Source organism: Paenibacillus shirakamiensis (genome assembly GCF_017874255.1).
Taxonomy (GTDB): Bacteria; Bacillota; Bacilli; order Paenibacillales; family Paenibacillaceae; genus Fontibacillus; species Fontibacillus shirakamiensis.
This window is the reverse complement of sequence record NZ_JAGGLD010000006.1, coordinates 119159-133585: the sequence shown is the minus strand read 5'-3', so window position 1 is coordinate 133585 and position 14427 is coordinate 119159. Positions and strand designations below refer to the sequence as shown.

The following is a 14427-nucleotide window of genomic DNA, read 5'->3' as shown; positions in this document are numbered from 1 at the left end:
TTGAAATGAGTACACATACACCTGAAGAATCAGAGTCTAGAGAATCCGATTCTTTTCTAAAAAAACCCGTTAGTCGCCGGAGTCTACTTAAAATGGTTGGAGTGGGTGGGATTGGACTCCTATTAGGTGGAGGCGGAATTGGTATGATCGCTGCCAAAGCTCGCACCTCAACGAACAACGGCGTATCCACCCTAACTACAGGAGATACGATTCCCTTCTATGGCAAGCATCAAGCGGGTATTACTACGCCAGGGCAGAACTTTCTGTCCTTTGCTTCATTTGATTTAACTACAACCTCCCTAGCGGAGGTTCGTTTGCTATTCAAAGCATGGACGCAGGCAGCGGCAGTAATGACAGCAGGCCAACTATTAGGTAGCGACAACAACAATCAAAATCTCCCCCCTTCCGATACCGGAGAAGCTGCCGGTCTTTCTCCTTGCAAAATGACAATTACTTTTGGTGTGGGACCTTCATTTTTTGATGCACGCTTCGGTCTAGCGGGGAAAAGGCCAGCTGCCTTCCCTGATTTACCTGCTTTTCAGGCTGATGCCCTTCAACCCGAATGGTGTGGCGGCGATATTGGCGTACAAGTGTGTGCAGATGATCTTCAAGTCGCCTTCCATGCGATTCGTAACCTAGCCCGAATTGGCCGCGGCAAGGCTGTATTAAGATGGACGCAAGATGGCTTTCAGCGTACAAGTACGGCCGATCCCAAGAGCGGCACCCCTCGTAATCTGATGGGATTTAAGGATGGCACGGGAAATCCTCATGTAGATGATGATGCATCAATGAATGAGATCGTATGGGCCCAATCGGGTGCAGATTCATGGATGGCTGGCGGAAGCTACATGGTAGCCCGGCGCATACGAATGAGGATCGAGATTTGGGATCGGTCTTCGCTCAGTGACCAAGAAAGCACGTTCGGACGTCACCGAGATACAGGCGCGCCCCTCGGCTCCAAAGATGAGTTCGATCCACTAGATCTTAAAGCTACAGATGCGAGTGGTAAACCTCAGTTACCGCCAACTTCCCATGCAAGGCTAGCCCATATGGACGGTAAGATTAAGATTTTACGTCGTGCCTATTCTTACACAGGTGGAATCGACGCCAAGACAGGACAACTTGATGCTGGCTTATTCTTCATTTGCTATCAACGAGACCTCAGCAAGCAATTCATACCGATGCAGCAAACGCTTGCTGCCAGCGATAAATTGAACGAATACACCGTCCATATCGGAAGCGCCACGTTTGCTTGTTTTCCAGGTGTGCGTGAAGGTGGATACATCGGCGAAACGCTGTTCTAAGGAAGGATGATTCAACTCATGTCGACGATAACCCACGCTTCTTACTTCGGGACAAAACTTAGCAAGTGTGTAGTCTTTATAATCACAAGTGTACTTATACTTACGTTATCTTTGTCGTTTACGAGTCACACTCATGCCGATCCAGCTTCGGATACCAAATCACTAGATGCCTTGTTACCTTTAGTAGGTGGTTCGCTAGTTGAATCCGGTCGATCTAACTGGACAGAAGCAACGGCTGAATTGAATCAATTCGAAGGGCAATGGAAGATGATTCGCAAAGATACTACAGAAGCCAAAGCTATTGATAAAGGGTTGTCTGATGCCAAAGCTGCCCTCCAGCATCAGGATGCAGCTCTTTCAAATTCAACATTATCCTCTTTAGCTAAGCAAGTTAATACCTATGTAGATCAACAGCAACAAGCAGGTTCTTCGCGAGAACATGCCGTCACTTCTGCCAAAACCTTATTGAAATTAGTTCAACAAACCTCTACGGATCTCACTGAGCATAAATCAGAGCAGGCCTTAAATAGCTACAAGCTGTTAACAGGTCGCTGGAAAACCGTAGAGAGTCCGATACGTCAAGATAATTTCAGTGTGTATAGTCAACTGGAGAACAAGCTAAGTGTTATTCGGATCTCCCTTCAGGCTGAACCTGCAAGATTAGATCAAGCAAGCAAAAACTTAGCAGAACTTTCAACTCTTCTTCAGGACTATATCTCAGGCAAGCTGTCCTCCAATGTGACGCCTGATACAAATACGACTGGACGCAAGCTGTCTGATGCCTTAGTAATTCTGAAAAAAGTGCAGTCTTCCATTGCAGCTGGACAAGCTGCTACTGCCTCAGATACTATGGCTGAATTCATTACGCTTTGGCCCTCTGTGGAAGGAGAAGTATCTATTTCTTCGCCTACGCTGTATAACTCCACAGAGAATCAGATGGCGGAAGTACAAGGATATCTGATCTCTTCTCCACCAAACTTGAAGCAAGCTAATGAAGTGATTGGTGGGATGATTCAGTCCCTTGCACCCTTGACAGCTACAACCAGTTATACTGCATGGGATGCAGCGCTTGTCCTGCTTCGTGAGGGGTTGGAGGCAATTCTTGTCTTGGCTGCCTTACTCGCTTTCGTGAAGCGTTCCGACAACAAGCGAGCTCGTGGTTATGTCTGGGCTGGAGCCAGTACCGGTCTAGTGCTAAGCGGCGTACTTGCACTCATACTTACTTATACAATCTCTCAAGCGGCTTCTGGAAGTGCACGAGAGCTTATTGAAGGAATCACTGGAATTGTAGCCGTTATCATGATGCTTACCATAGGTCACTGGCTTCATTCCAAAGCAAATACTAAAGCCTGGAACCAATATATTTCAGATCAAGTCGGGGGCGCCATTGCGCGTGGAAGTCATTGGTCTCTCTTCGCACTTGCAGGCATTGCGATTCTGCGAGAAGGCTCCGAAACGGCAATTTTTTATATTGGAATGGCACCTGCTATCGACCCCGTGCAATTCGCAATTGGTATTATTGGAGCGTTAGCAGCTCTAATTGTGCTTGCGTTCTTCATTATTTATTTCAGTGCTCGTCTGCCGTTACGTCCTTTCTTCCTAACCGCTACAATTTTAATTTATTATTTAGTCCTTCGATTCATAGGAGAGAGTATCCATTCGCTTCAAATCGCAGGCAAAATTTCCGCTCACAGTGAATCGTGGCTGCCTGCCATTCGTTCCTTAGGCGCTTATCCCACGCTAGAGACGTATGCCGCACAAATCATCGTCCTTCTCTTCATTGTGTGGACGCTTACGCGTAAAAAGCCCACTTCACAGTCAGCAACGGCCTAAATTTCATTAAAAACCTCACATAAAAAGGCTGTTCTCAAAAATCGGATTCGATTTTTGAGAACAGCCTTTTTCATTCATATAAATGCATTATTGTTTATTTCGTAACCGTTTTTTTCTATAGTTAAAGCGAATAACTCTCCCCTACTCCACATGGAGATTAGGCCGCTGTCCTATTCGCAGTCAAACGTCATTCCCCTCGGGAGTTTTGGTAGTCTTCGAACTCACAACGGGTCTCTCCATAGCATCAAATTTCTCGAAAATTTGGGTCAACGATTTCACTTCGTGTTCTTCAAGCTGCTCTAGATACCATTTCATAATTTCTCTAGAACGTGAACTTGCTTCCTTATATACTTCTTCTCCAAGTGGCGTGACCGATACCAGCACTGCTCTGCGATCTTGCTTGTCATGCCGACGTTCCACATAACCGCTCTGTACGAGACGATCAATCATGACAGTGATGGCGCTTGGTTTCACATCTATTTTATCAGCTAAAAAAGAAATGTTGCATGACTTCTCTGCATTGATCATAGCTAGCATGTGATATTGTGGACCCGTCAGTCCTAGATCCTTGTGATGTAAAATGATGGATTGAATTTTGCGAACTGTACTTTTCCAAGACGTCTCAATCCGGTCAATATAATCATCATACTCCAAGACCGTCATCCCTTTCCAACCCTTGCATTATTTTAAATAAGTAACTAATGAAACATATTACACAACTAGTCCGATGTCAATATGCGATATGGTTGATTCTGAGTAACATTTAAGCTATGATGAAATCGAAATAATTTTCATGTTTATTTGGATAATTACAAAAATAATTTTCGGTGGTGATTCCATGCTGTCTCCGATTCTTCATGTGCTGGAACAGCGGTTGCCGTCACTTTCTGCACAAGAAAGACGATTAGCTGAGCATATTATTCAGGCTCCGCAGTCGGTCATTCATCTAGGTATTACGGAATTAGCGGAATTATGTGGCATTAGTCCATCCACGGTCACACGCTTTTGCAAGACGTTCCACTTTAAAGGTTTCCCTGACTTGAAAATGAAACTTGCGGGGGAGCTCGCTCAAAAGCCAAATGACAATGCTTACCAAGATGTAATAGCTGGCAATGCTCTTTCCAAAATTGTAGAGGCTATTGAAGCCAATCACATTGCATCCATAACGGATACAACTAGGCTCCTTGATGTTAGTCAAATGGAGCAAGCGATCTCAGCACTTTGCAGAGCCGCACGAGTCGACTTGTATGGTGCAGCTACTTCATCGATTGTAGCTCAGGATTTTTATCAGAAGCTAATACGTATTGGCAAAAATTGCACTGCTTTTCCCGATAGTCATATGCAGATTACCTCTTCCTCTAGCTTAGGACTAGGGGACGTAGCCTTAGCCATCTCCTATTCGGGGGAGACGTCCGAGACGATTAGTGCACTGCGCTGTGCGAAAGATAGTGGGGCATTCACCATTTCCATTACGCAATACGGGAACAGCACATTAGCAGGACTTGCGGATATTGCTTTATTTTCTTCCTCTTTAGAGGAAGGCATGCGCCGAGGGGATATGGCTTCGCGTATTGCTCAGTTACATATTATCGATATTTTGTTCACGGGTATGGTCAGTCAGGAATTTGAAGATTACATTCCTCGTCTAGAAAGCTCGTATCAAAATGTCCGAAAATACAGATAATTTCATGAGGAGGAATTCCATAACTATGCTAAACATTATTCGCGTAACTAGTGACGAACAATTCAATGAGGTGGGCGCTTCTATTATCGCTAGCCTGCTACAGACCAATCCACGTGCCAATCTAGGTCTTGCTACCGGAAGTACACCCGTAGGTGTCTACAACAAGCTGGTTGAATTGTACAAAGAAGGCTCGGTAAGCTTCGCTCAAGCACATAGCTACAATCTTGACGAATACATTGGTCTGCCTTCCGACCATCCTGAGAGCTACCGCCGTTTTATGAATGATAAATTGTTCAATCACGTTGACATTAATCTGGAGAATACACACGTACCTAGTGGCTCTAAGGAACATCCCGAACAAGCCGCGAAAGAGTATAATCAACTGCTCGATGCAGCAGGTCAGATTGATCTTCAAATTCTTGGTTTGGGTCACAATGGTCACATTGGATTCAACGAACCGGCAACTGAACTTCACGCTGCTACGCACGTAGTTGAACTTGAAGAGGATACACGTCAAGCAAATGCTCGCTTCTTCGATCATATCGATCAGGTTCCTACGCATGCGGTTACGATGGGGATGGGATCGATCCTGAAATCCAAACAGATCGTATTGCTTGCTAAAGGAGAGAGTAAAGCAGAAATTCTGGCTCGCGCATTGATGGGGCCCCTAACTACACAATGCCCAGCTTCTATGCTTCAGACGCATCCTAATGTGGTAGTGATTGTTGACCAAGCTGCAGGGGAGTTGCTCAAATGAGTACATCGAGTTTTCAAATTGTTCATGGACGTGTAGTTACGCCTACAGGCATCATTGAAGATGGCGCAGTTACTGTTGAGGATGGCATCATTGCCTACGTAGGGTCTACGGAAGGCATGCCAAGCCACTCCGCTGCATCCATACGGACGATTCAAGCTCATGATGCCTTTATTCTGCCCGGATTCATCGATGTCCATGTCCACGGCGGAATGCAGGAAGATTTCACAGATTCTACGCAAGAATCACTAGATACCATTACCAAGTTCCATAGCAGCCAAGGAACAACAGCCATGTTAGCTACAACGATGACCACGCCTAAGGACGTCATTGATCATGTGCTTGCAGAAGTAAGTACGTACACTTCCAAAGCTATGCCGTATGCTCAAATAGAAGGCGTACATTTGGAAGGCCCTTTCATCAGCCCTAAATGGCCGGGTGCTCAGAATCCAGAACATATTGTTCCCCCGAACAAAGATTGGGTTGAAGCTTGGGAGAATACTTACCCGGGTCTGATTAAGCAAGTTACTTTTGCCCCAGAACGTGAGGGTTCGCATGAACTCATTCGGTATCTTCGCAAAAAAGGGATCGTTGCTACTGCTGGGCATACGGATGCTACTTATGAAGAAATTATTGCAGCTACTGAAGTGGGTCTGCATCATTCCGTGCATATGTTCAACGCCATGACACCTTTACATCACCGCAAACCGGGAACTGCAGGAGCCATTTTAAGTTCACCGAAGATGAGCGCCGAGATCATTGCCGATGGGATTCATGTGCATCCAGCAGCGATTCAGCTCCTTGCACATGCGAAGAACGATCAAAATTTAGTGCTGATTACAGATGCCATGTCCGCAGCAGGTCTAGGCGATGGAGAATACATGCTTGGCGATCTTCCGGTAATTGTAAAAGATAATGTATGTACACTTAAAGAAAGTGAAGGCACCTTAGCCGGAAGTACACTCACAATGATTCGCGGCTTCCGATTCCTCGTGGAGAAAGTCGGACTTTCTATAGAACGTGCTTCCGAAGCTGCCAGCGGTAATCCTGCTAAATTGCTTCGCATTGCCCATCGTACAGGAAGCATTGAGACAGGCAAGCAAGCAGATTTGCTCCTTGTGAATGCCGAGGATCTTGATCTTCAACATGTATGGATTAAGGGTCATCAAACTCACTAATTCACAATCAACTAAGGCAATGGCATAGCTTAGCTACGCTATCCATAAAAAAGATCCCTCCCTGCTAACGAGTTGGCAGGGAGGGATCTTCATTTATCTTTTAACGCGTAACGCTTCCACGGTAACCTTGGTCCATTGTATCATTCGTCATATTCATGTTGGTATTCGTTCTAGAATTGTTCTGTGGCGTTACGTTTAATCCACTCGGTCCTGTCATCGTTCCGTTTCGCGATGGAAAAATACGCTGAATCAGCGTGCTGAAATCATTTTCCACCCCTTGCAGAGCTTGACCCCCGATGGATTGTGTAGCATATCCATTCACTCTAGATACAAACTCTGGGTGAGCAGAGATATATACATTTTGAATGTGAGGAGCTGTCATCTTGATCTTACGCTCAATCTCACTTTTCAGTGCTTGCGGCACGTAATCCATAGTTCCTGTACTGTTCGTTCCGTAGCTCCCGTTCGTTCCTCTATTCCCCCGAATGCTGTTCGTATCGTAATTTCCCCGTGTATTGCTATAACTTCCATAAGTTCCACTGTTATTTCCTGTACCATAAGTTTTATTTGATCCGTGGATTCCCATATTGCTACTACCCGTTCCACTCATCCCTGTACCGCTCATGCCGGAGTTCCCCATGCCATTTATCGGTCCAGAGCCTGTACCGTTTCCCAAGCCTGTACTGTTCATAATGTTGCTGTTAGAACCTGTGCTATTTGTTCCGTAGCTTCCCATTCCGGTTCCATATCCTGATCCCATACCTGCGTTAGATCTTGCTCCCGTTCCACCGCCGTATGAATAATAGGAATTCCCCGAAACGCCTCCGTTCATTCCTCCATAATATCCGGTGCCCATATTTGTACCTGAGCCTGTGCCTGTTGCACCATAATTCCCCGTTGTGCGTGTGCCACCCGTACCATTCGCACCGTATGTTCCACCACGGATAGCATCGTACATTGTACCTGCAAGACCTGAACGTCCTGCACCATGCCCGAGGCCCTTCATTCCAATACGTGTATCCGTTCCTCCAGAATTCGTACTTTTCGCCCCATAGCCTGTGCTCCCCGTGTTCTGTCCATGCAGGGAGACCGCTACATACGCATCACGGTCCGTTACCAAGACTTGACCACTGCGCACTTGAGCTAATTCCGTTACTTTGTTGCTGAGTACCTTACTGTATTTGAGGCCCATAATGCGATTACTTTTCATGGATTTGATGTCGTACTTATTGCCGGGTGTATTTTGAGTTTTGAGCGTATTGACCTTGCCATTGCCACAGCCTACCATGCCCACCATGCTTACAAGTAGTGCTGCGGATAAGGATACCTTAAAAATATTAGATCCACGCATGAATTCATCCCCCTAATAAGTAAAATAACTGACAAGAGTTAGAATGCACGTGTAGCCCGGCAGGTATCCAGTTAAGATTTAGGTAAGTATAGAACATTCACGGCAAAGACCCACACCGTGAACTCCGGGCGGACATACCATGTAAGTAGTGAGTATACAACGGTTAGGATGGTGACCGGTTTGAGAATTCTATTTACTTTCTACATCCCCAGTGGAGGTGTAGAGACCCTAAATCGTATAAGGTGCCACACCCTTCGACAATATGGTGTAGAAGGTCATCTTCTATATACAGCTGCAGGCTCAGGACTACAAAATATTACGGATATCCCAACGTACGTCATGCATACAGATGAAGAAATTGCATATCTTTTATCCATTCAGCATTTTGACGCAATTATCGTTACCTCGGATTTCCCTATGACGAAGCGACTCCGACAACTGGGCTATCCCGGTCCCATTTTATTTGAAGCTCAAGGGTTTGGTACTCTGGAAGATGCGCAAGTTATTATTTTGGACGCAGCAAAGGATCTTCAAGCCTACACTCAGGGGGTTGTTCTCCCACCTACTACACATCTATTGCATTTATTTAGCCAGATTTGTCCATGGCTTCAGCAGTTTGTGATTATGAATATGCTCGATACCTCTATGTTCTATCATCGTTCCGTAGAAGTACCTAATCACCCCGTTGTCGCATGGGTAGGACGTATTGAAGCCAATAAGAATTGGAACGAATTCCTCCTTATTGGAAAAAGACTTCAGCAGCTTAGACCCAATGTGGAGCTAAGAATGTATACGGACGCTACTTTGGCTCAGCCCAAAGAACATCAACGATTTCAAGAACAATTAGATGTACTTGATCTGAGTAACACGATTACCATGATTTCCAATGTGCCACATACTCACATGCCTCATCAATACTCGGTTATTGCAGATTCTGGTGGGTTCTTACTTTCCACTTCCATTATAGAAGGATTCGGATATGCTGTAGGAGAAGCGATGGCCTGCCGTTGTCCCGTTCTTAGCACAGACTCCGATGGAGTAAGGGCTTTCATTACCCATGACCAGACAGGGAAATTCTATGACATAGGTAATATCGAGCAAGCCGCGCATTTAGGCCTTGAGCTTATCGATAATATTCCTCTGCGTAATCACATCTGTGCGCAAGGGGAACAACGAATTCAGGAATCCTTTTCCCCGCATCAGTATGCAATCCAATTCATCAAGATGATGCATGCCTTAAGTGTAGGCTAGATGTTAAGAATAGATGATGATAGCTTACTATAAATGGTTAAAGAGCAGGAAATCCATCGATTTCCTGCTCTTTTTGTCCTCTTAGTCGAAGTTACTCTTCGTATCGTCCAATCCTTCTCTCAATGCTTTCATATATTAATAGAGTACCAACTATTGAAGTAATTAAAGAGGAGAGCTGAGAATTATGGCAACTGTCGTCGATTTTGGTAAAAGTGTTCTGGCATCAACAAGTGGTTCGATTGGAATTTCTATACTTCCGTCCCCACAGCAGACTTTATTGTGTCAGTTCGGATTGTTTGTTCCGTCTTCAGGTCAAGCACAAATTCAAGGAACTCTGGGTATTCAATCGACCCAAGGTTCTCCCAATGTGCAAGTCACTCTGGTTCGTAATAACACTCAAATTTTCACCGTAGACACGAGTTTAGCAGCTTTGAACGCCTATGATGATACCAACTTCTCTTATGTAGATTCTAATGTTGCTCAAGGTTACTATTCCTATGCGTTACTTGTTACCGTGCTAGGGACACCTGGTGCGAATACGGCTAGTGTAATTGGCCCAGTAAGCTTCTCTGGTATCTCCTTTATGTAACCCTCTACCTTGAAAGAGACAGGCCTCTCCTGTCTCTTAATTACATAACTTATGCATTTGATGCTCGCTAATAACGCCAAGCGTTGTCCCTTCTGTATCTCGGAAGTATAGACGGATTTCGCAATGATAAGGTAAGAGGCGGTTGGTTATAATCTTAAGGTTTAATAACTCCTCATTAACCGAAATATCCTGAATCGATCTTCTCCCGAATTCACTATCTACAGCCCCAAGATGATATAAAAATTTAAAAGCTACTCTTCGATCTTGCTCACCCTCAATATAGACTTCAAAGGGCTCTGTTCCTGAATTTGCGACCACCAAATCGATCATATGCACCTTCCCATAGGGAAGTATATTTCGGTGGAGAGTGAAGACATAATACGCCAAGCTGGTTCCCCCTTTTCTTCTCCATACTATATGTTGCTGCACTGCGTACCGTCTTGCACAAGAGCGGAAATTAAGCTTCTGCTTACGTTCCTTCATGCCCAATTTATTGACAACCCATGCGTATATCCCCTCGCTACATACACTATAGAAAGACTCATGCGTAAAGGTGGGTATACCTTGAGAATACTGCTTGTAACCTACTGGTCCTTATCCACGATAGGGGGAATACGAACCTATATGTGTCAGCTTGCTGCCTCCCTAAGAAAGGAAGGACATCAGGTCGATATGATGGGGACCGACTTAGCCGATCACTCGGTGTATGTAGAAGGAAGAACGCAACGTTTTCATAAAAGCAAGATTCTTCCCCTGATTCGTAACAATCTATTTGTCGCTCCTCTTCCCACCTTACATGCATCACCTGAGGCTATGACGATTGAAAGTGACCGCTATGCATTTGAGATGGGAGCCGCCTTTCTGGGCTTAGATCAATACGATCTGATCCATGCGCAAGATCCCATTGCCGCGGTATGCATTCGCAGAGTGCTAACCCAATCTACCCCTTTACTAGTTAGCTTCCATGGGTCGTTAGCACGCGAAGGGTATTTGGATACCCGCTCGGTCAGAACGGAGCTGCGATGGGATGATTTTCGGAACACTACTTACGGCAAACATTATCAAGCTCTGGAGTACTGGGGCGCAGTATCCGCAGATCATATACTGGTGAGTTCAAAATGGATTGGAGAACTCATTACTTCAACTGGAATACCTGAGACGAAGCTTACCCGTATTCCTTATGGGGTAGACATTTCGACCTTTTTTAACCGCGCTTTGGTTCCATTTCCAATGCCCAAACCTCGGGGGAAGAAACTAATCATGTATACAGGCCGTTTGGAATATGTCAAAGGGGTTCAAGTCTTAATTGAGGCTCTTGGATTTCTTCATAACAAACGTCAGGACTTTGAATGCTGGATTGTGGGTGAAGGGACCTTGCAAGCGACTCTAGAGCATAGATGCCGAGTGTTAGGCATTGATCACATCGTGAAATTTATCGGAAACGTAACGAATGTTCCCTCCATTTTGCAAAAGGCTGACCTCTACGTGCAGCCTAGTCTGCAAGATACACAGCCGTTCTCTTTAACTGAAGCCCAGTTAGCAGGAATTCCTTGTATTGGGTCTAATGTTACGGGAATTCCTGAAATGATTAAGGAGGGAGTCACGGGGCTACTATTTGAATCGGATCAACCAGCCTCTCTCTCCCAGCACATACACCTCCTTTTTAATGAGCCCAAGCTCGCCAAAGAAATAGGGGAACAGGCTAGACAATGGGTACTTCAGCACCGTAGATTAGAGCATATGTATCATGATACGCATGCACTGTATACTCAAATGATTGGAGGAACCCGGGTTGGAGCTCAAAGCACCCAGTGATTTGTACAATGCATGGTTTACTTATCCAGAAGGCTCATGTGGGCAAGAGGTGGATTACTTATTTATGAATAGGCTCAAAGAAGCCCTACCGCAAGATTACATCATTCCCGATCCACGAATTATGGAAGCCCTTGTCCAAGATCAAAACTAAAAAAGACAAACAAAAAGCTCCCTTTAGGAAGCTTTTTTTGTTGAAGTAATATGACGTGATATCTTTTGAATCCCGGTTCCTTTTAAATAAATTAACAAAAATATTTGATACAAAAAAAGCCCCTGAGGGCTTTACCGATGTAATGGAGATCTAGCTAAGATCAACTGCACTGCACGTTCGAATGCCTCTATGCTCTTCTCCCATACATAATGGTAAGAAGCTTTCTCTCCCGCTGCACTGAGGCGAAGACGAAGTTCTTCTTCCTCAATGAGTCGATTCACATCATCTGCAAGACGATTCTCATAACGATAAGACATTAGACAGTTCCGCTCATGACGTCCATATTCCCGGTTGCCCCCAGAATATACCGTAGCCAGTGCCGCACCGCAGCGCATGGCTTCAAGACCTGGCAGTGAGCCCGCATCATAGGTCCCTGAGCTAACAAAGATATCCGTATGATTATAATGATATCTCAGCTCAACATCATCAGCTGGGGTCAACACTCTATATTTTCCCGTATCTCTTAAATTCTGTAACCACTGCGATTCTGCAAATTCATTCGGTGGGCATATCAAATTGATAATAATGTCTGGATGTTTATCCAGCACGCGATCCATCTCAGCGACCAGATAATGCTGCTCTCGGTGCCAGGAGAAATTATTCTCAATTCTTCTTAAGATCGCGGTGATCTGTAAGGGTCCCTCAAAGTGCGATCTAATATTCATATTATAAAAGAATGGAGATACGCCAATCGGTACAATTTCACCTTTCACTCCATGCAATAATTGAATGAGATCCTGCTGCCAATCCGATAACACCAGTAGATTTTGGGTTAGATGATAACTTGGGAATGATGACTGATTATCATCTAAGAAAGGAGGCTCATAGCATAACGCTAATCGAATATGCAGTCCCTTTCCTTGTTCGCTAGCTTCTTGGACGGGTTGAACTGTAGTATAGAAGTTGGAGACTAGAATATCGGCCTCGGGAAAATGATGGGCTAATAAATCCAGCCCTGGCACTCGTACAACATGCGACCGGATTTCGTACTCAATGACGCCTTGCTCCGGCATCACAATAGTAACCTCGTGCCCTCGATCGGATAACCCATTCGTGATCTCAGCTAACATCCGCTGTGCTCCTCCATGGCATAGGGTGACAATGGCAAACATAAATTTCATGGACTCTCCCCCTCTTTAAGAATGAGTCTATTCAGGATATTTCCATGTTTTTGTTGTATCACTTGCATATCTTGCATAATCTCGTCCCAGTGTGTTAGTGTCCCCATGGTTCCGTGCACCCTATATTCCAATAGAAGCTCATCCAAATATTCAAATGTGTAGATCTCCAGCACCCGAACCCAGAGATCATAGTCATGCGTGTAGAGGCGCTCTTCATCAAACACACCTACTTGCTTGAACACATTCATATGAAGCATGACCGAACAACCGTTAATTGGACAACCTTTTAACAGTACTTCGTAGAACTCTTGGCGTGTCTTGAAGATATTATGGACCTCGCCTGTTCTACTCCCCGTATCATCAATATAATAATAAGCTGTAAAACTAGCGGCAGCTCCCTTCTTATACATGAAGCCAAGTTGTTGCTCTAATTTGTTAGGAAGAAATCTATCATCTGAACTCAGCCAAGCAAAGTATTGTCCCGTCGCATGTGCAATGCCATAATTCAGCGCACTTGCTGTGCCACCATTAGGTTTGTAGAGGTAACGAATACGGTGTTTGTAAGGCTCGATTAATTCCTGATTACTCGTCGAACCATCATCCACTACAATAATCTCTACATGAGGATAGGTCTGTTGTAAGACACTTTCGATCGCCTGATTCACATATTTGCAATTATAAAACGGAATAATTACGGATACTTTTGGAAAAACACTCAATTATACTCACCACTTTCCCTTGACCCTCAGCCTATTTCTTTCCAAGCAAAAATTGCATCTACAGGGGGGTGATCCCTACCAAAGGCCTCTACAAAAGAGACATTATCTCTATTATGAAAGCATCGGATTACATAGACATGATAGCCTAGTTCTAGCAATTCTTCGGGCTCCCACCCACTGTAATGCGTCTGATATTTCTCTCCGTTCAAATTATAATTATCCACACCAATCTGTGGAAAAAATCCCCGCGGTGTAAAGACGATTACCTGATCTTTGGCAATTTGTTCGGCATAGGCCAGTACCTTTAGGCCATCTTCTTTGACGAAATGCTCCAGTGAATCAATCAAGGTGACTGCAGAGAAGGAATTCGGCATGAACAACTTTCCTATCCGTGTTGCATCTGTATGAATCGGTATCGCTCTTCTTGTAGTTCGTACCAAATGTTCCAAATAAGGTCTGTGAATATCAACACCAATAATCACGGGAGCATCATAATAATCCCACATAGCTCCAATCCCGCATCCTACGTCAAGAATACTATCCGTAAAGCGCAGACGCTCTCTCAAAATAGGAATGAAATCGGCTCCTTCTAGTTCTACATACATAGACTTCCCCCT

At 44.7% G+C, this 14427-nt stretch carries 15 protein-coding genes; 9 read left to right on the top strand and 6 right to left on the bottom strand.

Going from position 1 to position 14427, the window contains the following annotated elements; genetic code table 11:
• Positions 1–5 precede the first annotated feature (5 nt).
• Entirely contained in the window at positions 6–1304 is a 1299-nt protein-coding gene (gene efeB, locus J2Z69_RS15730) for an iron uptake transporter deferrochelatase/peroxidase subunit (protein ID WP_209864703.1), read from the top strand.
• A gap of 18 nt (positions 1305–1322) precedes the next feature.
• A complete protein-coding gene (locus J2Z69_RS15725; RefSeq protein WP_209864700.1) occupies positions 1323–3137 on the top strand; it encodes an FTR1 family iron permease in 1815 nt (604 codons plus the stop codon).
• 180 nt (positions 3138–3317) lie between these two features.
• Here the strand turns inward: J2Z69_RS15725 and J2Z69_RS15720 are convergent, their stop codons facing one another.
• Positions 3318–3800, bottom strand: a complete 483-nt coding sequence (locus tag J2Z69_RS15720; RefSeq protein WP_209864697.1) for a MarR family winged helix-turn-helix transcriptional regulator — start codon at positions 3798–3800, stop codon at positions 3318–3320.
• A gap of 178 nt (positions 3801–3978) precedes the next feature.
• Between J2Z69_RS15720 and J2Z69_RS15715 the strand changes: the two genes are divergently transcribed.
• From J2Z69_RS15715 to nagA, 3 genes are read left to right on the top strand one after another with little or no spacing between them, the layout of a single operon-like run.
• The gene (locus J2Z69_RS15715; RefSeq protein ID WP_209864854.1) at positions 3979–4821 is read left to right on the top strand and encodes a MurR/RpiR family transcriptional regulator; all 843 of its coding nucleotides are present in this window, start codon (positions 3979–3981) and stop codon (positions 4819–4821) included.
• Positions 4822–4846: 25 nt separating this feature from the next.
• A complete protein-coding gene (gene nagB / locus J2Z69_RS15710) occupies positions 4847–5578 on the top strand; it encodes a glucosamine-6-phosphate deaminase (RefSeq protein WP_209864694.1) in 732 nt (243 codons plus the stop codon).
• Entirely contained in the window at positions 5575–6753 is a 1179-nt protein-coding gene (gene nagA / locus J2Z69_RS15705) for an N-acetylglucosamine-6-phosphate deacetylase (protein ID WP_209864692.1), read from the top strand. The genes nagB and nagA overlap by 4 nt, the downstream gene beginning before the upstream one ends.
• Positions 6754–6853: 100 nt before the next feature.
• Here the strand turns inward: nagA and J2Z69_RS15700 are convergent, their stop codons facing one another.
• Positions 6854–8104, bottom strand: a complete 1251-nt coding sequence (locus J2Z69_RS15700) for a YhcN/YlaJ family sporulation lipoprotein (protein ID WP_209864689.1) — start codon at positions 8102–8104, stop codon at positions 6854–6856.
• A 171-nt stretch (positions 8105–8275) separates the two neighbouring features.
• On the opposite strand from J2Z69_RS15700, the gene J2Z69_RS15695 reads away from it, so the two are divergent.
• On the top strand, positions 8276–9355 hold the full coding sequence (locus J2Z69_RS15695; RefSeq protein WP_425355020.1) for a glycosyltransferase family 4 protein: 1080 nt from the start codon (positions 8276–8278) through the stop codon (positions 9353–9355).
• A gap of 184 nt (positions 9356–9539) precedes the next feature.
• Complete coding sequence (locus J2Z69_RS15690; RefSeq protein WP_209864683.1) at positions 9540–9944, top strand: hypothetical protein; 405 nt, start codon at positions 9540–9542, stop codon at positions 9942–9944.
• A 36-nt stretch (positions 9945–9980) separates the two neighbouring features.
• Here J2Z69_RS15690 and J2Z69_RS15685 read toward each other — a convergent pair whose 3' ends face one another.
• Positions 9981–10427 carry a hypothetical protein gene (locus J2Z69_RS15685; protein ID WP_209864680.1) on the bottom strand — a complete coding sequence of 149 codons (447 nt, stop codon included), beginning with the start codon at positions 10425–10427 and terminating at the stop codon, positions 9981–9983.
• Between the two features lie 81 nt (positions 10428–10508).
• On the opposite strand from J2Z69_RS15685, the gene J2Z69_RS15680 reads away from it, so the two are divergent.
• Positions 10509–11759, top strand: a complete 1251-nt coding sequence (locus tag J2Z69_RS15680; protein WP_209864677.1) for a glycosyltransferase family 4 protein — start codon at positions 10509–10511, stop codon at positions 11757–11759.
• Complete coding sequence (locus J2Z69_RS15675; RefSeq protein WP_209864675.1) at positions 11737–11910, top strand: hypothetical protein; 174 nt, start codon at positions 11737–11739, stop codon at positions 11908–11910. The genes J2Z69_RS15680 and J2Z69_RS15675 overlap by 23 nt, the downstream gene beginning before the upstream one ends.
• Positions 11911–12041: 131 nt before the next feature.
• On the opposite strand, the gene J2Z69_RS15670 is transcribed toward J2Z69_RS15675, so the two are convergent.
• Genes J2Z69_RS15670 through J2Z69_RS15660 form a run of 3 tightly spaced genes read right to left on the bottom strand, consistent with a single transcriptional unit; the run spans position 12042 to position 14415 of the window.
• A complete protein-coding gene (locus J2Z69_RS15670) occupies positions 12042–13091 on the bottom strand; it encodes a glycosyltransferase family 4 protein (protein ID WP_209864672.1) in 1050 nt (349 codons plus the stop codon).
• A complete protein-coding gene (locus J2Z69_RS15665; protein ID WP_209864669.1) occupies positions 13088–13810 on the bottom strand; it encodes a glycosyltransferase in 723 nt (240 codons plus the stop codon). The genes J2Z69_RS15670 and J2Z69_RS15665 overlap by 4 nt, the downstream gene beginning before the upstream one ends.
• A gap of 26 nt (positions 13811–13836) precedes the next feature.
• Complete coding sequence (locus tag J2Z69_RS15660) at positions 13837–14415, bottom strand: class I SAM-dependent methyltransferase (RefSeq protein ID WP_209864668.1); 579 nt, start codon at positions 14413–14415, stop codon at positions 13837–13839.
• Between the last annotated feature and the right edge of the window lie 12 nt (positions 14416–14427).

Excerpts from the sequence above, each read along its gene's own strand:
- nagB (WP_209864694.1), top strand. The coding sequence starts at position 4,847 with ATGCTAAACATTATTCGCGTAACTAGTGACGAACAATTCAATGAGGTG.
- J2Z69_RS15725 (WP_209864700.1), top strand. The coding sequence starts at position 1,323 with ATGTCGACGATAACCCACGCTTCTTACTTCGGGACAAAACTTAGCAAG.
- J2Z69_RS15690 (WP_209864683.1), top strand. The coding sequence starts at position 9,540 with ATGGCAACTGTCGTCGATTTTGGTAAAAGTGTTCTGGCATCAACAAGT.
- J2Z69_RS15685 (WP_209864680.1), bottom strand. The coding sequence starts at position 10,427 with ATGAAGGAACGTAAGCAGAAGCTTAATTTCCGCTCTTGTGCAAGACGG.
- J2Z69_RS15720 (WP_209864697.1), bottom strand. The coding sequence starts at position 3,800 with ATGACGGTCTTGGAGTATGATGATTATATTGACCGGATTGAGACGTCT.
- efeB (WP_209864703.1), top strand. The coding sequence starts at position 6 with ATGAGTACACATACACCTGAAGAATCAGAGTCTAGAGAATCCGATTCT.
- J2Z69_RS15670 (WP_209864672.1), bottom strand. The coding sequence starts at position 13,091 with ATGAAATTTATGTTTGCCATTGTCACCCTATGCCATGGAGGAGCACAG.
- J2Z69_RS15700 (WP_209864689.1), bottom strand. The coding sequence starts at position 8,104 with ATGCGTGGATCTAATATTTTTAAGGTATCCTTATCCGCAGCACTACTT.
- J2Z69_RS15660 (WP_209864668.1), bottom strand. The coding sequence starts at position 14,415 with ATGTATGTAGAACTAGAAGGAGCCGATTTCATTCCTATTTTGAGAGAG.
- nagA (WP_209864692.1), top strand. The coding sequence starts at position 5,575 with ATGAGTACATCGAGTTTTCAAATTGTTCATGGACGTGTAGTTACGCCT.